Origin of the sequence: Sphaerisporangium sp. NPDC005288 (assembly GCF_040607475.1) — a bacterium.
GTDB lineage: Bacteria > Actinomycetota > Actinomycetes > Streptosporangiales > Streptosporangiaceae > Sphaerisporangium > Sphaerisporangium rhizosphaerae.
Genome location: NZ_JBEXGT010000022.1, coordinates 104,028 through 124,639, shown reverse-complemented (window position 1 = coordinate 124,639; position 20,612 = coordinate 104,028). Strand labels below are relative to the sequence as shown.

General features: G+C 70.5%; 19 protein-coding genes. 16 read left to right on the top strand and 3 right to left on the bottom strand.

Annotated elements, in window-relative coordinates; genetic code table 11:
• Positions 1–48 precede the first annotated feature (48 nt).
• The 13 genes from secY (at position 49) to truA (ending at position 9,955) form a co-directional block, all read left to right on the top strand.
• Positions 49–1,356, top strand: coding sequence for a preprotein translocase subunit SecY (gene secY / locus ABZU32_RS21810; RefSeq protein ID WP_354837562.1), 1,308 nt, complete (start codon positions 49–51; stop codon positions 1,354–1,356).
• On the top strand, positions 1,356–2,009 hold the full coding sequence (locus ABZU32_RS21805) for an adenylate kinase (RefSeq protein ID WP_354837560.1): 654 nt from the start codon (positions 1,356–1,358) through the stop codon (positions 2,007–2,009). Before secY ends, ABZU32_RS21805 begins: the two co-directional genes overlap by 1 nt.
• A 138-nt stretch (positions 2,010–2,147) precedes the next feature.
• Positions 2,148–2,987: a type I methionyl aminopeptidase gene (gene map, locus ABZU32_RS21800; RefSeq protein WP_354924609.1), complete on the top strand. Its 840-nt coding sequence runs from the start codon at positions 2,148–2,150 to the stop codon at positions 2,985–2,987.
• A 64-nt stretch (positions 2,988–3,051) separates the two neighbouring features.
• Positions 3,052–3,501, top strand: a complete 450-nt coding sequence (locus ABZU32_RS21795) for a DUF1707 domain-containing protein (protein WP_354924608.1) — start codon at positions 3,052–3,054, stop codon at positions 3,499–3,501.
• A 183-nt stretch (positions 3,502–3,684) separates the two neighbouring features.
• Positions 3,685–4,152 (top strand): hypothetical protein, encoded by a 468-nt coding sequence (locus tag ABZU32_RS21790; RefSeq protein WP_354924606.1) that lies wholly within the window; start codon positions 3,685–3,687, stop codon positions 4,150–4,152.
• Between the two features lie 617 nt (positions 4,153–4,769).
• Positions 4,770–4,991, top strand: a complete 222-nt coding sequence (gene infA / locus ABZU32_RS21785) for a translation initiation factor IF-1 (RefSeq protein WP_012887858.1) — start codon at positions 4,770–4,772, stop codon at positions 4,989–4,991.
• 112 nt (positions 4,992–5,103) lie between these two features.
• A complete protein-coding gene (rpmJ, locus tag ABZU32_RS21780) occupies positions 5,104–5,217 on the top strand; it encodes a 50S ribosomal protein L36 (protein WP_003956441.1) in 114 nt (37 codons plus the stop codon).
• A 200-nt stretch (positions 5,218–5,417) separates the two neighbouring features.
• Entirely contained in the window at positions 5,418–5,798 is a 381-nt protein-coding gene (rpsM, locus tag ABZU32_RS21775) for a 30S ribosomal protein S13 (RefSeq protein WP_354837548.1), read from the top strand.
• A gap of 93 nt (positions 5,799–5,891) precedes the next feature.
• Positions 5,892–6,296 carry a 30S ribosomal protein S11 gene (gene rpsK / locus ABZU32_RS21770; RefSeq protein ID WP_012887860.1) on the top strand — a complete coding sequence of 135 codons (405 nt, stop codon included), beginning with the start codon at positions 5,892–5,894 and terminating at the stop codon, positions 6,294–6,296.
• Positions 6,297–6,316: 20 nt separating this feature from the next.
• Complete coding sequence (gene rpsD / locus ABZU32_RS21765; protein WP_354837545.1) at positions 6,317–6,943, top strand: 30S ribosomal protein S4; 627 nt, start codon at positions 6,317–6,319, stop codon at positions 6,941–6,943.
• Between the two features lie 120 nt (positions 6,944–7,063).
• Positions 7,064–8,080 carry a DNA-directed RNA polymerase subunit alpha gene (locus tag ABZU32_RS21760; protein ID WP_354837543.1) on the top strand — a complete coding sequence of 339 codons (1,017 nt, stop codon included), beginning with the start codon at positions 7,064–7,066 and terminating at the stop codon, positions 8,078–8,080.
• Between the two features lie 156 nt (positions 8,081–8,236).
• Positions 8,237–8,782 (top strand): 50S ribosomal protein L17, encoded by a 546-nt coding sequence (rplQ, locus tag ABZU32_RS21755; RefSeq protein ID WP_354924604.1) that lies wholly within the window; start codon positions 8,237–8,239, stop codon positions 8,780–8,782.
• Between the two features lie 312 nt (positions 8,783–9,094).
• Positions 9,095–9,955, top strand: a complete 861-nt coding sequence (gene truA / locus ABZU32_RS21750; protein ID WP_354924602.1) for a tRNA pseudouridine(38-40) synthase TruA — start codon at positions 9,095–9,097, stop codon at positions 9,953–9,955.
• 355 nt (positions 9,956–10,310) lie between these two features.
• On the opposite strand, the gene ABZU32_RS21745 is transcribed toward truA, so the two are convergent.
• From ABZU32_RS21745 to ABZU32_RS21735, 3 genes are all read right to left on the bottom strand, one after another.
• Positions 10,311–11,243, bottom strand: a complete 933-nt coding sequence (locus ABZU32_RS21745; protein WP_354924600.1) for a hypothetical protein — start codon at positions 11,241–11,243, stop codon at positions 10,311–10,313.
• Between the two features lie 3,908 nt (positions 11,244–15,151).
• Positions 15,152–17,032 carry a hypothetical protein gene (locus ABZU32_RS21740; protein ID WP_354924598.1) on the bottom strand — a complete coding sequence of 627 codons (1,881 nt, stop codon included), beginning with the start codon at positions 17,030–17,032 and terminating at the stop codon, positions 15,152–15,154.
• Positions 17,033–17,067: 35 nt separating this feature from the next.
• Positions 17,068–17,811, bottom strand: coding sequence for a CAP domain-containing protein (locus tag ABZU32_RS21735; RefSeq protein WP_354924596.1), 744 nt, complete (start codon positions 17,809–17,811; stop codon positions 17,068–17,070).
• A gap of 378 nt (positions 17,812–18,189) precedes the next feature.
• On the opposite strand from ABZU32_RS21735, the gene rplM reads away from it, so the two are divergent.
• From rplM to glmM, 3 genes are read left to right on the top strand one after another with little or no spacing between them, the layout of a single operon-like run.
• Positions 18,190–18,633 carry a 50S ribosomal protein L13 gene (rplM, locus tag ABZU32_RS21730; protein ID WP_354924594.1) on the top strand — a complete coding sequence of 148 codons (444 nt, stop codon included), beginning with the start codon at positions 18,190–18,192 and terminating at the stop codon, positions 18,631–18,633.
• 53 nt (positions 18,634–18,686) lie between these two features.
• A complete protein-coding gene (rpsI, locus tag ABZU32_RS21725; protein WP_354837527.1) occupies positions 18,687–19,211 on the top strand; it encodes a 30S ribosomal protein S9 in 525 nt (174 codons plus the stop codon).
• Positions 19,208–20,569 carry a phosphoglucosamine mutase gene (gene glmM, locus ABZU32_RS21720; RefSeq protein ID WP_354924592.1) on the top strand — a complete coding sequence of 454 codons (1,362 nt, stop codon included), beginning with the start codon at positions 19,208–19,210 and terminating at the stop codon, positions 20,567–20,569. The genes rpsI and glmM overlap by 4 nt, the downstream gene beginning before the upstream one ends.
• Positions 20,570–20,612 lie beyond the last annotated feature (43 nt).

Genomic DNA, 20,612 nt, shown 5'->3' with positions numbered 1-20,612 from the left:
CCAGACCTTCGCTGACCGACACCGCCTTACAGGCGCGCAGGAGGGACCGTGCTGACCGCGATTACCCGGGCGTTCCGTACGCCCGACCTGCGCAACAAGCTGCTCTTCACACTGGCCATCATCGTGCTGTTCCGGCTGGGTTCGGTGCTGCCGACCCCGGGCGTCAACACGACGAACGTGCAGCAGTGTCTGAAAGAGGCGCAGGCGGGCGACTCCGCCAACATCTATGGCATGGTGCAGCTGTTCAGTGGCGGCGCGCTGCTGAAACTTTCAGTGTTCGCGCTCGGCATCATGCCGTACATCACCTCGAGCATCATCCTTCAGCTCCTCACGGTGGTGATCCCCCGCCTGGAGGCCCTCAAGAAGGAGGGCCAGTCCGGCACCGCGAAGATCACCCAGTACACGCGTTACCTGACCATCGGCCTGGCCGTCCTGCAGTCGACCGCGTTCGTCGCGCTCGCCCGCACCGGGCAGCTGTTCCCGAACTGCCGTCAGCCGCTCCTGGTGAACAACGACGCCTTCACCATCGTCACGATGGTGGTCGTCATGACGGCCGGCACCTCGGTCATCATGTGGCTGGGCGAGCTGGTCACCGACCGCGGCGTCGGCAACGGCATGTCGATCCTGATCTTCACCCAGGTCATCGCGGTCTTCCCCTCGGAGCTGCTGAACATCTTCCGGCAGAACGCCTTCACCTTCGTCGTGGTGATGGTGGTCGGAGTGTTCATGATCGCCGCGGTGGTGTTCGTCGAGCAGGCCCAGCGCCGCATCCCGGTCCAGTACGCCAAGCGCATGGTCGGGCGTCGCATGTACGGCGGGACCTCGACCTACATCCCGCTGAAGGTGAACCAGGCCGGCATCATCCCGGTCATCTTCGCCTCTTCGCTGCTCTACCTGCCGCAGCTGGTGGTCTCGCTGTTCGGCAACAAGGAGAACCCCGGCGCGATCGTGCAGTGGCTCGCACAGAACTTCGTCCGAGGCGACCACCCGGTCTACATGGTCACGTTCTTCGTGCTGATCATCTTCTTCACCTACTTCTACGTGTCCATCACCTTCAACCCGGTTGAGGTGGCCGACAACATGAAGAAGTACGGTGGATTCATCCCGGGCATCCGCCCGGGCCGGCCGACCGCCGAGTACCTCAACTACGTGCTCATGCGGCTGACCGCTCCGGGTTCGCTCTATCTGGGGTTGATCTCCATGGTCCCGATCATCGCGCTCGCGGTGGCCGGGGCGAGCCAGAACTTCCCGTTCGGAGGCACGAGCATTCTGATCATGGTTGGTGTTGGGCTGGACACCGTTAAGCAGATCGAGAGCCAGCTTCAGCAGCGGAACTACGAGGGCTTCCTCAAGTAGTGCGCGTCGTCCTGGTCGGGCCCCCCGGAGCGGGCAAGGGGACACAGGCCCAGTTCATCGCATCGAACCTGTCCATCCCGAAGATCTCGACAGGTGACATCTTCCGTGCCAACGTGTCGGGCGGCACGGAACTCGGCAAGCTTGCCAAGGAGTACATGGACCGCGGCGACCTCGTACCCGACGAGGTGACCGTCGCCATGGTCCGCGACCGCCTCGGGGAGCCGGACGCGCAGGAGGGTTTCCTGCTGGACGGCTTCCCGCGAAACGTGCCGCAGGCGCAGATTCTGAACAAGATGCTGGCCGAGTTCGGCACCCACCTCGACGTCGTGCTCGAGCTCGTGGTCGACGACGAGGAGGTCGTGCGCCGGCTCGCCGGCCGGCGCACCTGCCGCTCCTGCGGCAAGGTGTGGCACGTGGTCTTCGACCCCCCTTCCCAGGAAGGGGTGTGCGACGCCTGCGGCGGCGATCTGTTCCAGCGTGATGACGACCGGGAAGAGACCATCCGCCACCGGCTGGAGGTGTATCAGCAGCAGACGGCTCCGCTGATCTCCTTCTATGCCGACGAGGGCATCCTGCACGGTGTGGACGCGACCGGTCCGGTCGAAGAGATCACCCAGCGGGCGATGGCCGAACTGCGCCGCTTCGCCGACTGAGAGCCGCCGAGCGCGGCGATATAGGCACCGACGCCACCTTTGGGCCCGTCCCAAGGGTGGCGTCCGGCTTGTCGGGGGACAATCGGGGGAATTGGGATGCCGGGCGGTCCGTTGATTCACCCCAGGGGGTGCCAGTAAGTGTTCAAGAAGAACAAGCACGGAATTCAGATCAAGACACCTGAGCAGCTGGAGAAGATGCGGGCCGCCGGTCTGGTGGTCGGGCGCACGCTCCAGCTCCTGCGCGATTCCGTGCGACCCGGGATGACGCCGCTCGACCTGGACGCCATCGCCGAGAAGGCCATCCGCGACGAGGGCGCGACCCCCTCGTTCAAGGGCTACCAGGGATACCCGGCGACCATCTGCGCCTCGGTGAACGACGAGGTCGTCCACGGCATCCCGAGCGACCGCCGTCCCCTGCGCGACGGCGACGTCATCTCCATCGACTGCGGCGCCATCCTGGACGGCTGGCACGGCGACTCGGCGATCACCGTCGCCATCGGCGAGGTGGACCCGAAGCTCGCCGAGCTGATGCGGGTGACCGAGGAGGCCATGTGGCGCGGCATCGCCGCGCTGACCGTGGGGCGGCACCTGTCCGACGTCGGGTTCGAGGTCGAGCGTTACGTGCGCTCTCAGGGGCGCTACGGCATCCCGCAGGAGTACGGCGGCCACGGCATCGGCACCGAGATGCACATGGAGCCGTGGGTGGCCAACCACGGGCGGCCCGGCCGGGGCCCGCGCTTCGAGACCGGCATGTGCTTCGCCGTCGAGCCGATGGTCAATCTCGGCACCGACCGCACCCGCGTCCTGGCCGACGACTGGACGGTCGTCACCATCGACGGAAAACCCTCCGCGCACTTCGAGCACAGCGTCGCGGTGACCGATAATGGTCCTTGGGTGCTCACCGCCCTTGACGGGGGGAAGGCACGCCTTGGCGAGCTTCTGGGAGAGAAGGCCGGCACCGACGGCAAGACGGAGTGAGGCACTCCTTTGACCCGCTCGTGGAACGGCTCGTTGGCTGACGTCTGCGCGGGAGTTGATGGTGATGGCGGCGACACCGGACATGAGGGCGTCCGACGGCGACAGAGACAGGGTCGCGGCCGCGCTGCGTGAGCACTGCGCCCAGGGCCGGCTCACGATGGAGGAGTTCAACGAGCGCCTGGAGCTGGTCTACGCCGGGCGCACCTATGGCGACCTGCAGAAGCTCACCGCCGACCTGCCGGACATCGACCTGAACGCCCTGCCGGCGGCGCAGGCGCCAGAGCGGCGCCGGCCCGCGGGGATGCATCCCGGGGTGAAGGCGGCCTGGACCTCGTGGGCCAGCGTGTTCGGCATCTGCACCCTCGTCTACGCCATGACCGACCTCGGCGGATATTTCTGGCCGATGTGGGTCGGCGGTCCCTGGGCGGTGCTCATGCTGATCAGCACCCTGTCCGGCTCGGACCCCAACGAGATCGGCAAGAGCAAGAAGGACAGGAAGCGCAGGGAGCGCTGAGGCTCCGGTCTCGGCCCGCTCTGCGTAGTAATACACGTTCGGCGTTCTGTGCGTATTCGTACGCAGAAGGGAATGCCGAGCCTCCATAACGTGAGCGTTGTCCGGAACGAGCAGCACACAGAAAGCTCGGCCGGCACGGGGAATCCGTCCTCATCCGAGGACGCTCGCTCACAGGAGGAAACCGTGCGCAAGATCCGCAACCTGCTCGTCGGCACCGCCCTCGCCGGTGCTCTGGCGGCGGGCGTCGCCGCCGCCCCCGCCGCCTCGGCGTCGACGGCGAGCGCCACCGCCGCCACCGCCGCCACCTCGGCCTCCCAGGCTCTGTCCCGCCACAGCTTCGGCCCGTACTTCTCCGACTTCGGCGGGCGCGAGGACCGGGGCGACCGCTCCTACGTCCGGGGCTTCTGGGGCCGGTCGGGCGGCCGCTACTACCTCGACTTCGACCTGTTCGACCGCGACCGCGACCGCCAGTACAGCTGGCTGGACGTCTACTACCACAACGGCAGCGGCTGGCACTTCTACAACCGCTACCGCACCTTCGGCCACAGCGCCAGCAAGATCTTCTTCAACCGCGGCGTCGACGGCTTCCGCTTCCGCGTGGGCGAGGGTTCCACCCGTGACTACGACTGGAGCGGCTGGCACCGGTTCTGATCCGGTCTCCTCGAAGCGGTGATCAGACCTCCCGGTCTCAGTGAGGGGGACCGGAGGCGGGGGAAACAGAGCGGGCGCTCCTGGGGGAGCGCCCGCTCTCGTCGTGTCCGGTGACATCGGGCCGGGTCCGTCCGTGGGGACGCTGGACCGCCGCGAGGCGTCGAAGCGTCCTGGGACCACGGCATCGGCCGGCCGGGGCGCACCCGGAGGTATCGGATGTCCTGTCCGGCGGTATCGGACTGTTCACGGGCATTGGACGCAGGCTTTACCGCTGATGGCAGTTTCCCGGGTTGTCGCCGGGTAGGTGATCTTTTGCGGGCACATCCCCTGCGCGCACAAGCACGCGCCCACCCAGGCCCGGTATCGGCGGTACCGTGCGGCCGGGTGGGCGCGTCCATCCCCTTTCTCGCTCCGCTGAGGTACGCTGGTGGTCGGTTGTGTCCGGACAAACGTCAGGCGTTTCGCATTTCCACGCCGGTTGTCGTACACTCCTTTGTCGGCTCACTATGACCAGACGCGTCGGCGGTCAGCTATCGCCGCTCTCTCACGCGCGTTCTAGGTCGCGGCTGCTTAGTGATCCGATACCTCAGACGACCGATCAGTGAAACGCGAGGGACATGGCCAAGAAGGACGGCGCCATCGAGATCGAGGGCACTGTGGTTGAGTCGCTCCCGAACGCGATGTTCCGGGTGCAACTCGACAACGGCCATAAGGTCCTGGCCCACATCAGCGGACGGATGCGGATGCACTACATCCGGATCCTCCCCGACGACAGGGTCGTCGTGGAACTGAGCCCCTACGACCTCAGTCGTGGGCGGATCGTCTACCGATACAAGTAAGCCCCCCGTCCCGGCGGCGAGGAAGAACCGCGTCCACCGTGCGCTTCGCACGGCGCGCGCGGATCGACCCGGCCGGACCGGCGGGCGGGCCGTCTGAGGAACGACAGGGACTATGAAGGTCAAGCCGAGCGTCAAGAAGATCTGCGACAAGTGCAAGGTGATCCGCCGGCACGGTCGCGTCATGGTGATCTGCGACAACCTGCGCCACAAGCAGCGCCAGGGCTGATCGCGGCCCGGACGGGAGGGCGGCCCCAGCGGGCGGCCGGCCCGGCCGGAACAACGTAATCGCGCACCACACCCGCGCAGGCGGCCGCGAGGCCGAACCGCGCGGGCGACCCCCGGTCGGAGGCCGGGGCCCTCACCCCGGGCATGGGGAGGGGTAGTGGGACGCAGGACCTCCGCCACATCGAAGGAGAATGCCCGACCATGGCTCGCCTGGTTGGCGTCGACCTCCCCCGCGACAAGCGGCTGGAGATCGCTCTCACCTACATCTACGGAATCGGCCGCAGCCGCGCCCTGGAGATCCTGAACGCCACCGGCGTGAACGGTGACCTGCGGGTGCACCAGCTCAGCGACACCGAGCTCGTTCCGCTGCGTGACTACATCGAGGCCACCTTCAAGATCGAAGGTGACCTCCGCCGCGAGGTTCAGGCCGACATCCGTCGCAAGATCGAAATCGGCTGCTACCAGGGCATCCGTCACCGCCGCGGCCTTCCGGTCCACGGGCAGCGCACGCAGACCAACGCGCGCACCCGCAAGGGCAAGAAGAAGACCGTGGCCGGCAAGAAGAAGCCCGGCAAGAAGTAGTCCGCGACGGGGCGCCGAGCCGGGCCAGTCACTGGCCCGATGCCGCGCCCCCGTCCACGCAGCAGGACCGACCACCTCAGGAGATAGCGCTACATGCCTCCGAAGAGCCGCCAGGGTGCACCGAAGAAGGTGCGCCGCAAGGAAAAGAAGAACGTCGCTCACGGGCACGCCCACATCAAGAGCACGTTCAACAACACGATCGTTTCGATCACCGACCCGAGCGGGAACGTGATCTCCTGGGCCAGCGCCGGCCACGTCGGCTTCAAGGGCTCTCGCAAGTCCACGCCGTTCGCGGCGCAGATGGCCGCCGAGAACGCCGCCCGCCGGGCCATGGAGCACGGCATGCGCAAGGTCGACGTCTTCGTGAAGGGCCCCGGTTCCGGTCGCGAGACCGCCATCCGGTCCCTCCAGGCCACCGGCCTTGAGGTGGGGTCCATCCAGGACGTGACCCCGGTTCCGCACAACGGCTGCCGTCCGCCCAAGCGCCGCCGCGTCTGAGGCCCAGGAGAAATAGAGAAATGGCTCGTTACACCGGAGCGGACTGCAAGCTCTGCCGCCGTGAGAAGACCAAGCTCTTCCTCAAGGGCAGCAAGTGTGAGTCCCCCAAGTGCCCCATCGAGATCCGTCCTTACCCGCCGGGTGAGCACGGCCGCGGCCGTCCCAAGGAGTCGGAGTACCAGCTCCAGCTCCGCGAGAAGCAGAAGACCCGCCGCATCTACGGCATCCTCGAGAAGCAGTTCCGCAACTACTACGAGGAAGCCAACCGCAAGTCCGGCAAGACGGGTGAGAACCTCCTCCAGATCCTGGAGAGCCGTCTCGACAACGTCGTCTTCCGCGCCGGCCTCGCCGTGTCCCGTGACGCCGCCCGCCAGCAGGTGCGCCACGGCCATATCCTGGTGAACGGCAAGAAGGTCGACATCCCGTCGTACCGCGTGCGCGAGCACGACATCATCGAGGTCCGCGAGAAGGCTCGCAACCTCATGCCGTACGAGGTGGCCCGCGCCACCGTCGGCGACAGGACCGTCCCGGCCTGGCTCGGCGTCGTTCCGGACAAGCTGCGCATCCTGGTGCACCAGCTCCCGGTCCGTCAGCAGATCGACACCCAGGTCCAGGAGCAGTTGATCGTCGAGCTCTACTCCAAGTAAGGCTCGAGTTAGTCTGCCGCAGAGCTGTACGGCATCCTGGTGGAGGCCGTACAGCTTCGGCAGTGAAGAACCCAATCGCGGTGGTCAAATAGCGGGCCCCGCGGAACCAGGGGAGAACCCATGCTGATCGCACAGCGCCCATCCCTTCTCGAGGAGTCCATCGAGGAGACCAGGTCGCGGTTCGTCATCGAGCCGCTGGAGCCGGGTTTCGGCTACACCATCGGCAACTCGCTGCGCCGCACGCTGCTGTCCTCCATTCCGGGGGCGGCGGTCACCAGCATCCGCATCGAGGGCGTCCTGCACGAGTTCTCGACCGTGCCCGGGGTCAAGGAAGACGTCACCGACATCATCCTGAACCTCAAGGCGCTGGTCGTGTCCTCCGAGCACGACGAGCCCGTCGTCATGTACCTGCGCAAGCAGGGCCCCGGTGAGGTCACGGCCGCCGACATCGCGCCGCCCGCCGGTGTCGAGGTGCACAACCCCGACCTGCACATCGCCACGCTGAACGGCAAGGCCAAGCTCGAGATGGAGCTGACCGTCGAGCGCGGTCGCGGCTACGTCTCGGCCGCCCAGAACAAGCAGCCCGGCCAGGAGATCGGCCGCGTGCCGGTCGACTCGATCTACTCGCCGGTCCTGAAGGTGACCTACAAGGTCGAGGCCACCCGAGTCGAGCAGCGCACCGACTTCGACCGTCTGATCCTGGACGTCGAGACCAAGCCGTCGATGAAGCCCCGCGACGCGGTGGCCTCCGCCGGCAAGACCCTGGTCGAGCTGTTCGGCCTGGCCCGCGAGCTCAACGTCGAGGCCGAGGGCATCGACATCGGCCCGTCGCCGACGGACGCGGCGCTCGCCGCCGACCTGGCGCTGCCGATCGAGGAGCTGAACCTCACCGTTCGCTCCTACAACTGCCTCAAGCGCGAGGGCATCCACACCGTGGGTGAGCTCGTCGCGCGCAGCGAGCAGGACCTTCTCGACATAAGGAACTTCGGTGCCAAGTCGATCGAAGAGGTCAAGCAGAAGCTGCACGAGATGACGCTGTCCCTCAAGGACTCCCCGCCCGGGTTCGACCCGACGGCCGTCGCCGGCGGCGACTACGACGACGACGACGCCCGTTACGTCGAGACCGAGCAGTACTGACCTGACCGGCTCGCGCCGGAGGCGAGCGCCTTCGGTGCGGCGGCCCGCGTCACCGCATCACCTCATCAACGGGAGCCCTGTCCGAACGACCAGGGCTCCCGGCCCGACCCCGGTACCTGACACGGCCGGAGCGGGTTATCCCAAAGGAGAAGGACCATGCCCAAGCCTGCCAAGGGCGCACGTCTCGGCGGCAGCCCGGCTCACGAGCGGCTGATCCTGGCGAACCTCGCCACCCAGCTGTTCCAGCACGGCCGCATCCGCACCACCGAGACCAAGGCCAAGCGCCTCCGGCCGCTGGCCGAGCGTCTGATCACCAAGGCCAAGAAGGGCGACATCCACAACCGTCGCCAGGTTCTGACCGTGGTCAAGGACAAGGGCGTCATCCACCACCTGTTCACCGAGATCGCGCCGACCTTCGCCGAGCGTCCCGGTGGCTACACCCGCATCACCAAGCTCGGCCCGCGTAAGGGCGACAACGCCCCGATGGCGCTGATCGAGCTGGTGTCGGAGCCGCTGAACGCGGTCACCACGACCCGCACCGCGCCGGCCGCCGCCGCCCCGGCCGAGGAGATCGTCGAGCTTCCCGAGAACGACGCTCCCGCCGACGCGACCCCGGCCGACGAGGCCCCCGCCGACGCGGCTCCGGCCGACGAGAGCGCGGAGGCCGGCGAGAAGACCGAGTCCAAGAAGGACGAGGCCTGATCGCCTAGCGGCCATCCCGGGGGCGCCGCCGTCCCCGGGCACGGCCGGAGCCATCCGGCCGCCGATCGCGAAGACGGGCCCAGCACACCACCTCGGTGCGCTGGGCCCGTCCGCGTTCACCCCGCCCCTCCAGCCCGTCCTCGACCGATACCTTCGCTCCACCGAACGCCCAACGGCGATCCCGGCACGCAGGGGGACGCAGTGCCCACACCACCGCCCGCAGAGTCCGCACCCACCGCCCCGTCCGGTCTCGGGAACTCCTCGACGGCCCCCCAGGACGCTCCGCCCCCGGCGCCGGAGGCGCCGTCCGCGATGCTGCGGTTGCGGATGGATCTCGGGTACGACGGCACGGCGTTCTCCGGCTGGGCCCGCCAGCCCGGACAGCGGACCGTGCAGGGCGAGCTGGAGACGGCGCTCGGCCGCATCCTGCGTCTCGAACCGCCCCCCTCCCTCACGGTCGCCGGCCGTACCGACGCGGGGGTCCACGCGCGGGGCCAGGTAGCCCATGTCGACCTTCCCCCCGAGGCGCTCCGCGCCGTCGAGGGACGCCGCAAGGACGCGGCCCCGATGAGCGGCGCTCAGCGCCTCTCCGCGCTCACCCGGCGGCTGGCCGGGGTTCTACCGCCCGATGTACGGGTCCATGCCCTCAGACAGGCCCCTGAGGGCTTCGACGCCCGGTTCTCGGCGCTGTCGCGACGCTACGCCTACCGTGTCTGCGACGCGCCCGGTGGCGGTGACCCACTGCGCCGTAACGAGGTCCTGTGGTACCCGCGCCCCCTGGACGTCGGCCGCATGAACGACGCGGCCGTCCATCTCCTCGGGGAGCACGACTTCGCCGCCTTCTGCAAGAGGAGGGACGGCGCCACCACCATCCGCGAGCTCCAGCGCCTCTCGTGGACGCGCGACGCCGAGGGCCTGCTCGTCGCCACCGTCGTCGCCGACGCCTTCTGCCACTCGATGGTGCGCGCCCTGGTCGGATGCCTGCTCGCCGTCGGCGAAGGCCACAGGGCCGTGGAATGGCCTGCTGACGTGCTCCTGAAGGCCGTGCGCGACTCGGGGGTGAACGTCGCCCCCGCCCGCGGCCTGTGCCTGGAGGAGGTCCGCTACCCCGCCGACCCCGACCTGGCCCCCCGAGCCCGCCAAACCCGCCACCTCCGCACCCTCACCCCCTGACCCCGCGAGCTCCCCACTTCCGCGCTCTCACGTCTGAGTCTGCGAGCTCCCGTCTCCGCACCTTCACCCCTGAGTCCGCGAGATCCCCATCTCCGCACCCTCACCGCCTGAGCCCGCGAGCTCCCACCTCTGAGCTGTGCGATGGGGTGTGCTGGTGTCCCCGCTCCACAGGCGACCACCGCATGGTCGAGTGTGGTCGCCCGGCCGCGCCCGCCGGCGCTTTCCACGCGGGCGGGCCGGCGTGGACAGGCCCCGGCCGGCCTGTCGTGGCGGATCCGATCGAGGAGCCGGGCTCAGTGGGTCGGACCCGGGCGGGAGGTGCTCACCCGGGTCGTCTCCGTCGGGCGGTGACGTGTCAGTCGGTGACGCGCTTTTCGATCACTTGGGCGGTGTGGTCGCGGAAGGCGCCGCTGACCGGGCCGAGGTCCTTCTCCTGGCCGGTGGGGGTGTGACCGTCGCTGTAGGTGGCGAAGCTGAAGACGATGTAGTGCCCCCAGACCAGCCCCGCCGCGTAACCGCCGGAGATGTCGGCCTTGTCGGTGCCGGTTCCCGCGCCGCCGGCCAGTCCGCGGAACCAGACGGTCTTCGCGAGGTTCTTCTTCTTGTCCGCCGCGACGGCCGCCTGCTTGGTGGGGAACACGGCGATGCCGGTCGTCACCGCGTAGCGGCGCTTGTTGTCAACGTACGTCGCCCGCAGGACCCGGCTGCACTTCTGGCGCTTCAGCGCCGTGGCGAAGCCGCCCACGGCCACCTTGTCGCACCGCGGGGTGATGTCCACCTTGGCGCGGGTGTAGGCGCGTCCGCCGACGATCACCCGCCGCTGGGCGAACGCCTCCTTGAGGGTGAGCTTCTTCGGGTCGGTCTTCACCGAGTCAAGGATGGTGGTGGCCGCCGTGCTCGGCTCCGGGGAGGCGGTCTCGGTCGGCTCCTCCTCGGGCAGGCGCACGTCCACCGACGGCAACGGGTCGGGCATGGTCACCGGCTTGCCGCCCCCGTTGTAGGCCTGGTACCCGAAGTACGCGGCCGTGCCGATCGCCGCGATCGCCACGGCGACTCCGGCGGCCAGCACCACCCGCTTCCCTGAGCGGGGAGCCGGCTCGGCCGCGCCCGTACCTGCGGGCGGCTCGGGCGGCGTGGCGCCGGGTGGTACGAACGGCGGCCGTTCGACCGCGACCTCCGACGCCGTCGGACGGTCGCCGGCCGCGAAGCCTCCGGTACCCCCGACGCCGGCGCTCGGCCCGGATGTCACCGTGGAGGCGAGGCCGCCGGCCGCCACAGCGCCCGCCACTGCTCCCGGTGCCATTGTTGCCGCCGGTCCAGACGGAGCTCCGCCGGGTGCTGCCGATCCTGCCGGTCCCGAGAGCGCGTCCGGTGCATTCGATCCATGCGGTGCTACAGGTGCGTTCGGTGCCATTGATGGCGCCGTTGCTGCCAGTCCCGTCGACGGCGCGTCCGGTCGTGTCGTCGTGGGCCCCGACAAGGGAGACCTCGAGGCGACCGGTGTCCCGCCGCCTGCCGGTGTGACGCCGGTGCCGGTGCTGGGTGGCGAACCTGCGGCACCTCCGGTGGCGGGCGCCGTGCTGGTAGCGCCGCTGGTGGCGGGCGGCGCGCTCGCGATGCCGTTCACGGCCATCTGCGTGCCCGTGAGGCCGGTGATGGCGGACGGCGTGCCGGCCGTGCCGCCGGTGCCAGGGGATGTGCCGGCGATGCCGCCGGTGGGGGGCTGCGTGCCGGTGGCAGGTGGCGGGCCCGCGAAGCCGCCGATCGCGGACGGGGCGCCGGCGTCGGCCGTGGACAGGGGGCCGGCGGGCGTGGAGGGGATGCCGGCGGGCGTGGACGGGGTGCCACCGGTGGTGGGCTGGTCGTCGCCCGCCGCGGTGCCGCCTCGGCCTCGGGAAAGGCCGGTCGCGGGCGCGGTGCTCTCGCCGGTCCTGGCGCCCTCGGCGGGCGATGCGGTGCCGCCGGCAGGCAGGGGGAGCGGCGAGAGGGTACGAGGAGCGGGCGGAAGCGGTGTGCCCGGCGCGGGCGCGGGCGGAAGACCTCGTGCTCCTGGACCGGAAGCGGGCGCGCCTGGAGCGGAGCCCTGTGCGCCCGTGGGCTGGTACGGCCTGCTCGAGGTCAGGCCCCGCGTTCCAGGGGCCGGGTCGGTGGCGCCCGGAGCCGGCTGCTGGGCCGACCCCTCGGCGGCATCGCGTGCGAGCGGGTTGCGGGAACGCAGCGTCAGCGCATCGCTGGTCAGCGGAGCCGGTGGCAGAGGCGTGCCGGGCAGACGGGCCGGTGCGGTGGGGCCCCCAGGCTTGTGAGCCCCCTGCGACGGCGTGTGCGTCCCCTGCGAGGGGCGGTCCAGCGGAGGGAGCGACATCGGCGCGGGCGGCAGCGGAGTGCCCGGCCGATGCGGGGGAGGAAGGGCCGCGCGCGGCGGAGGACCGGCCTGCGAACGCGGAATGGCCGGCAGGCCCTTCGCCTCGCTCCGCTTCGCCGCGTCGGAGGTGCCCGACGATATGCCGGAGTCGCTGAACCTGCCCGTCCCCTCCGACGTACCAGACATCGTGGCCGCACCAGTTCCCGGAGACGCGGACGCACCAGTTCCCGGAGACGTGGAGGGACCGGATCCCGGAGACGCGGAGGCACCGGATCCCGGAGACGTGGAGGGATCGGACGGTGGTGGCGTGGCGGGCGCGGCGGGACGCGGCGCAGGGATGGACGGCGCCGGGATCGGGGGCGGTGACGGGGCCGGAGGCGGTGACGGCGCCGGGATGGACGGCGTCGGCCTCGGATCGGGTGACGGTGTCGGTCCAGGTGTGGGTGAAGGCTGTGACGGCGGCACGGACCCGGGTGAGGTCTCGGCCTGTTCGGTGCCTGGTGGGGTCTCGGACCGCTCCGCGCTTGGCGACGTCTCGGGTCGACCGGCGTTCGACGACATGCCGGACGACCCGCTGACGTAGGACGAGGCGCCATCGGTGTGCCTGCCGCCCTTGGCATCGGGGATGTGTCCCACGTCCGGCACCTTGGAGCGCTCGCCGTCCGCCGATCCGGCCGAGTGCTTACCGTCCTTGGCATCTGTAGTGCGCGGCGTGCCGTCCTGGATGCCGCCCGGGTTCGTCGCGCCGAGACGATCGTCGTCCAGCATGTCCGGCGGCGGCCAGACCGGGATGTCGGGGTATTGCGGTGTCTGAGGACGCCACGCGCCGTCGCCCGAGCGGTAGCCGCCGTCCTGCCGGCCGCCTTGAGAGGACCGAGTGGCGTTCTGCCCGGTGAGAGGCGCATCCTGCGGCGAGGTGGCCGGCCCGTCCTGCGGCTTGGGGGACGCCGATGACGCGTCCTGCGGCGTGGGACGCCCCGACAGCGGGTCGTGTGGCATGGGTGGCACCGATGAGACGTTCTGTGGCGTGGGGCCGTTGGACGGCAGGTCTTGTGGTGCGGGTGGCGCGTCGTGTGGCGCGGACCGGCCGAACAGGATGTCCTGTGGGGTGGGCGGCGCGTCCTGTGGCACCGAACGACTGGACAGTGGTGCCGGGGGCGTCCAGGAGGCACCTTGCGGTGCTGGAGGCGTCCAGAGGCCGTCCTGCGGTGCCGGGGGCGTCCAGGAGGCATCTTGCGGTGCCGGAGGCGTCCAGGACCCGTCCTGAGGTGTCGGCGGAGTCCACGGCGCATCTTGCGGCGCCGGAGGCGTCCAGGGGCCGTCCTGAGCCGATGGCGGTGTCCAGGGGCCGCTCTGCGACGCCGGAGGCGTTCCCTGTGATCCCGGCGGCGTTCCCTGTGACCCGGGTGGTGTCCACGGGGTGCCCTGCGGGGCCGGCGGCGCCCATGGGCGGTCCTGCGGGGTGGGCGACGCCCACGGCGCCTGCTGCGGCGCCGAACCGGCCTGCGGTCCGGGGAGGGGAGGAGGCGGCGCGTCCTGGGGAGTCGCCGCCCAGTGTGGAGCGGGCCGGGGGGCGTCCAGCGGCGACGATGACCAGTTCTGCGCAGGAGACGTTGACGGGTTCTGCGCAGGAGACGTTGACCAGTTCTGCGCAGGTGACGTTGATGGGTTCTGCGCAGGAGAGGGCGCGTCCTGAGGAGCTGGAGTCGAGGGGACAGGGGGGACGGCCCAGGAGCTCGGCGGGCTGAGCGCCGGCGTCGAGACCTGCGGCTCGGCGGGCGCGGTCTCCTGCGGAAGGAGCACCGGTGCGGCCCACATCTGGTGCACACCTGACGCGGCGGGCGGCTGGTCACCTGACGGGGGGCGCGTCCCGTCGCCGGTACCACCGTACGGCCCGTTCTCAGGGGTGCCGATGGGGCTGTTGCGGGTGGCGCCGTTGGACCCGTCCTGTGGCGAGCCGTATGACCGGCCGGTGGTCGCGTCGTAGGGCGCGGGGGACTGCCATGCCTCCGGGCCGATCCGAGGGGCGCTGCCCGGCGAAGCACCGCTCGCCATGCCGCCAGGAGGATTCGCCATGCCGCCGGGCGGACCCGCCATGCCGCCGGGCGGACCCGCCATGCCGCCGGGAGGATTCGCCAAGCCACCGGTAGGACTCGCCATGCCGCCAGGAGGACTCATCGCATCACCGGGCGGACTCGCCGCGCCACCGGGGGGCGTGCCGGCCGGGCCGCCATGGGAGGCGGCGAGGCCTTGATGCGGGCTCGCGGGAAAGCCGGTCTGGGACGGTGCGGGTTGAGCGGCGGGAGTGGGGCTGCCGGAGGAACCGACGGAGCGGTAGTTGTGCTGGGGAGGCTGGTCGGGATCGAACCACTCGTAGTCCAGGGGGAACCGGTCGGCCGGCCGGGCGTCGCCGGGGCGGCGGGACACGGTGTCGCCGGGGTGGGCGGTCGGGATGTCGCCGGGGCGGTGGGACACGGTGTCGCCGGGGTGGGCGGGCGGAGTGTCACCGGAGGTGGGAGTGGGTGTCCCCTGGGAGGAGGACGGGCCCCGCGCCTCTCCGAGGGCGGGGGATCTCACGTCCTGGGTCGAGTCGGGGTCCGTCACGCTCTGGTCGGTCCCTGGCACGTGCGGGCGTACCTGCCCGAAGCTCGGGGGTGGCATCGAAGGAGCCCCCGAGCTCTCGGTCCCGCGTTCGTGCTCGGATCCGGAATCCTGGCCACGCATACGCGGAAGCGTATCCACAGTCAGAGATCGGCATACCGCTATGGGCGTTTCCTGGTCTAGCTCGACAGGTGATTTGTCCGCTTAAGTTTCTATAAAGGCTGGTTTGACGGTCAGTTGCTCCGGGCCCCGGTGAGCGCTCGGGTGTCCAGCGCGGAGAAGACGGTCGTCTCGGTGATGTCCATCGCCGCCCGGTTGAGCCGCTTCAGCTCATCCTTGGACGGCTTGTGCCCGTCCTTGTACTGGAACCACAGCAACACCAGGTAGTGCCCCTGGGGCCACGCTGTGGCGTACGACTCGCCGCCGCTGCCGAGCAGCTTGGTGGCGGAGTCCTTGCCCTGGAGCGGGCTGACGTAGTCCTCCAGCTCGCCGCCGGTGCCGGTCTTGGCCGCCTTCTTCGCCCCGGCGGCGGTGTTCAGGTTGGCCACGCCGACCGTGCCGATGAGCTTGCCGTGCGCGTCGCGGAAGCTGGCCCGCAGGAACTGCGTGCACTTGCCGGCCGTCAAAACCTTCTGCATCTTGGTGCCGTGTACGGCGTCCTTGCACTTCTTGTCCAGCCGCCGCACCGTCATGAGGTACGAGCGCCCGTGGGTGGTGACCTTCTTGCGCCCGAACACCTCGCCGAGGGTGAGCGGCTGGGGATCGCTCTTGCGCGAGGCCGCGAAGCCGTACTTGCCGCCTCCGACGCGGCCCACCACGGGCGCCTGCGCCGTCGCACCGCTCGGCGAGGGAGCGGCCGTGCCGGTGGGCTGGTCGCTGCCGCTCATGATGGCGATGCCCACGACGATCACGGCGACCAGCGCCAGGACGCCTCCGATCATGAAGAGCGGAGCGCGCGACGTGCGGGGCACCAGGTCCGGCTCGCTCCTCCTGGCCTCCTTGGGCGGCGGCGGCACCGCCCCCGCCGACCCGGCCTCGGACGGCTCCGCCTGCGCCCGCGTCCTGTCGAAGGACCCGGTCTGTGCACGGCGGCTCTCGAAGGATCCGGTCTGCGCGCGGGGGCTCTCGAAGGCCCCTGTCTGTGCGCGGGTGTTCTCGAACGAGGACGTGGGCTGGGACGGGGTGGCGGAGAAGGGGCCCGTCTGGGACGGGGCTCGGGTGAACGGGTCGTTCTGCGCCGGCGCGGGCGGCTCGAACGGCCGCCGGCCGAGGTCTTCGAAGGGACGCGGTCGCGCCTGCCGTCCGGAGAGCGGCCCGCTCTCGCGCGGCTCGAACGAAGCGCCGCGGGGCTCGAAGGAGCCTGCACGCGTCTCGGGGGAACCGCCGCGGGGATCGAACGAACCGCCGCGGGGCTCGCCGGACGACCTGCTCCCCTGCGTGTCGCCGTACGCCGGGCCGCTCTGCGTCCCGCCGAAGGAGCCGCCGGGGCCTTCCGCGCCGTACGCCCGCGTCCGGCCGTAGGCGCCGTCCCCGCCCGTGTCGCCACGGGTCTCGCCGTACGCCGGCCGGCCGGACGCCGCCCCCGCCCCCGCGCCCGTGTTCCCGAACGCCGACCCCTCGCCGGTGCTTCCGAACGCCGACCCCTCGCCGGTGCTTCCGAACGCCGAGCCCGCTCCCGTGTTCCTGAACGCCGGCCCCGCGCCAGTGTTGCCGGGCGCCGGGCCTTCGCCTGTGTCGCCGAACGTCGAGCCGGCTGCCGTGTGCCCGTACGTGGCGCCGTCGCCCGCCCGTGGGGTCTCGAAGGGGCGGACGTGGCCCGGCTGCTCGGGGAAGGCGGAGGTGCGGGGCGTGCCGTACGTGCGGCCGACGCCGAAAGTGGGATCGCCGGACGCGCCGGACGCGCCGGAGGGGTCGCCATATGGGTGTGGACGACGCTCGTCGGCGCGGGCCCAGGAGGGCGGGTCAGGGTCGGGTTCCGGCGTGGCCGTCCATGACGCCGGCCCGCCCGCCTCCTCCTGCGGCTCGGTCTCCGGCCGGAGGTCGCCGGGCTGCCGAGGTGTCTCGTACGGCTGGTAAGGCTGGCGGCGTGGCTGTCGATCCCCGGGGTAACCCATGCGCCGAGACTAGCCGGGCACGACGACACGACAAGTCAGGAATAGCCGAAGTCCTGTGTCCACCATGTGTCTCCAGAACCGTACGCGACGCCCACCCCGACGGTGGTGATCCGGCAGTTCAGGATGTTGCGGCGGTGCCCGGTGTTGGCCATCCAGCCCTGCACGGCCTCCTCGGCCGATTCGTAGCCGCGGGCGATGTTCTCGGCAGCGCTGTTGCTGTATCCCGCGCGGGCCATGCGGTCCCACGGGCTGAGCCCGCCGGGCGAGGTGTGGCCGAAGTAGTTCTTCGCGGCCATGTCCAGGCTGTGGGCGCGCGCGGACCGGGTGAGCCGCGGGTCGACGCGCAACGGCGCGCATCCCCGCGCGGTGCGCTCCTGGTTGGTGAGGCGGACGGCCGCGGCCTCGAGCCGGGCGACCGGAGGTGCTCCATCGGGGGGCGCCTGCGCCGTGTCGTCTCTGCCGCTCGCGGTGCCGACGCTCGTGCCGGGCGGCATCTCCGACCCCGAGCCGTCGATGGTGTGGCGCCGCCTGGTGGCCGTGGGCGTGGGCTGCGAGCGCGCGCCGGCGGTGGGGGAGACGAGCGGGCGCGTGACGTGGCCGAGGGGCGCGCGGTCGACCGAGGACGTCGCGGTGGGCCGGGGCGCCGCGAGGAGCCGGGTGCGGGTCGGCGCGGGAGGGCCGGTCTGGAGGTAGATCTCGTCGGGCCGTTCGGCGCCGTTCAGCCGCACCACCACGAAACAGGCGACCAGGGCCAGTGTCAGGCATGCCAACAGACCCACGTGGGTCCGCCGACGGGGGAACCGCTGGGTGTGCCGAAGGTGAGGGCGCTGACACATACCGCTGCCAATATAGAGAGGTCAGCTCATGTTAAAGAAGAGACGCGAGGGACTGGTTTTCGTTGAGGCATTGGTCCGATCACGGAGTAGACTCGCCGGGCGGACCCGTTGTGACGGTCCAGGTTCCGGCGTCGCCGTTTTGACCCGGGCCCGTCACCGGCGGTAGTCTGCACATTTGTTGTGTGCGAACTGGTCCCTCGTGACCGGTGCGCGGCGCGGTCCGGCGTCATCTCCCTGCTCGTGGAGACGGAAGGTCTGGGCTGTCGTGCGCCCGCCCACGACCTCCGCCAGACACGCCAACCCGACAGAAGGCTTACCACCGTGCGCACGTTCACCCCTAAGGCCACCGACGTACAGCGTCAGTGGTACGTCATCGACGCCACCGACGTCGTGCTGGGTCGGCTGGCCACCCAGGTCGCGACGCTGCTCCGCGGTAAGCACAAGCCGATCTTCGCGCCGCACGTCGACACCGGTGACTTCGTCATCATCATCAACGCCGACAAGGTGGCCCTGACCGGCAACAAGCTGGAGCAGAAGAAGGCGTACCGTCACTCGGGCTACCCGGGCGGTCTGCGCTCGGTCTCCTACAGCGAGCTGCTCGAGAAGCGTCCCGACCGGGCCGTGGAGAAGGCCGTGAAGGGCATGCTCCCCAAGAACTCTCTCGGCCGGAAGATGGCCAAGAAGCTCAAGGTCTACGCCGGTTCCGAGCACCCGCACCTGGCGCAGCGGCCGGTGCAGTTCGAGATCACCCAGGTCGCCCAGTAGTCGCACACCGTTGGCCGACGGCTGACGCCGAGATCGAAAGTTAGAGGAGAACCGTGGCCGAGCCCACCGGTGTCGAGACGCCCCTCGAGGGCGAGCTGGACATTGCGGACAACTCCGAGGAGTTCCCGTCCGAGTACACCAGCGAGTCCGCTCCCAGCAGCGAGGTCGCCGCACGTAAGCCCATCACCACGGGCAACTCTTACGGCACCGGCCGCCGCAAGGAGGCGATCGCCCGGGTTCGCATCATGCCGGGCACCGGCAAGTGGACCATCGAGGGTCGCTCGCTGGAGAACTACTTCCCGAACAAGGTCCACCAGCAGATCGTCAACGAGCCCTTCGTGACGCTCGGCGCCGAGGACCAGTTCGACGTCTTCGTCCGCATCGACGGCGGCGGCGTGACCGGTCAGGCCGGCGCCGTCCGCATGGGCCTCGCCCGCGCGCTCACCGCGCTGGACACCGAGGTCAACCGTCCGCCGCTGAAGAAGGCCGGCTTCCTCACCCGCGACGCCCGTGAGACGGAGCGGAAGAAGGCCGGTCTGAAGAAGGCCCGTAAGGCTCCTCAGTACAGCAAGCGTTGACGGGTCGGCTGTTCGGCACCGACGGGGTTCGTGGGGTCGCGGGTCGCGACCTCACGGCCGAGCTCGCCATGGACCTCTCGGTCGCGGCGGCTCATGTCCTCGGCGATGCCGGCGCGTTCGAGTCGAGCGTCGGGCGGCGTGGCCGCCCGGTCGCCGTCGTGGGCCGGGACCCGCGTGCCTCGGGGGAGTTCCTCGAGGCCGCCGTGGTCGCCGGCCTCGCGTCGTCCGGTGTGGACGTGCTGCGCCTCGGCGTGCTGCCCACCCCGGCCGTCGCCTATCTGACCTCCGCCCTCGGGGCCGACCTCGGGGTCATGATCTCCGCGTCGCACAACCCGGCGCCCGACAACGGCATCAAGTTCTTCGCCCGTGGCGGGTACAAGCTGCCCGACGCGGTCGAGAACGACATCGAGCAGCGGCTCGGCGAGAAGTGGAGCCGTCCGGTGGGCGCGGCCGTCGGGCGGGTGCGCGAGGCGTACGGCGAGGCCGACCGGTACGTCTCCCACCTGCTGGAGACGCTGCCGGGACGCCTGGACGGCCTGCGGGTGATCATCGACTGCGCGCACGGCGCCGCGCACATGGTGGCGCCTGAGGCGCTGCTGCGCGCGGGGGCCGTCGTCGAGACGATCGGCGCCTCGCCCGACGGCCTCAACATCAACGAGGGCGTCGGCTCCACCCACCTCGACGCTCTGCGCGAGGCGGTCGTGGAGCGCGGGGCCGACGCGGGCATCGCCTACGACGGCGACGCCGACCGCTGCCTGGCCGTGACGGCGTCCGGCGAGGTCGTGGACGGCGACCAGATCATGGTGGTGCTGGCCATGGCCATGCACTCCGCCGGCACGCTCACCAAGGACACCGTCGTCGCCACCATCATGTCCAACCTCGGCTTCAAGCACGCCTTGACCAAGGCCGGGCTGACCATGGTGGAGACCGCCGTCGGTGACCGTTACGTCCTTGCGGCCATGAAGGCGGGCGGGTACAACCTGGGCGGCGAGCAGTCGGGTCATGTGGTCATGCTCGACCACGCCACCACCGGCGACGGCCTGCTCACCTCGCTGCACCTGCTGGCCGAGGTCAACCGGTCCGGCCGCTCGCTGTCGGAGCTGGCCTCGGTCATGACGCGGCTGCCGCAGGTGCTGGTGAACGTCCGGGACGTCTCCAAGGCCAAGGCGGCCGCCTCGCCGGAGCTGGCGGCGGCCGTGGCCGCCGCCGAGGAGTCGCTCGGCGACGGCGGCCGGGTGCTCATCCGGCCGAGCGGCACCGAGCCGATGGTCCGGGTGATGGTGGAGGCGGAGTCCCAGGACGAGGCCGAGTCCATCGCCCGCAAGCTCGCCGACGTCGTCCGCGCCACCTGCGCCTGACCGGCCGCGACGCCCGCACGGGCGCCGGCGGCCCCGGTACGGC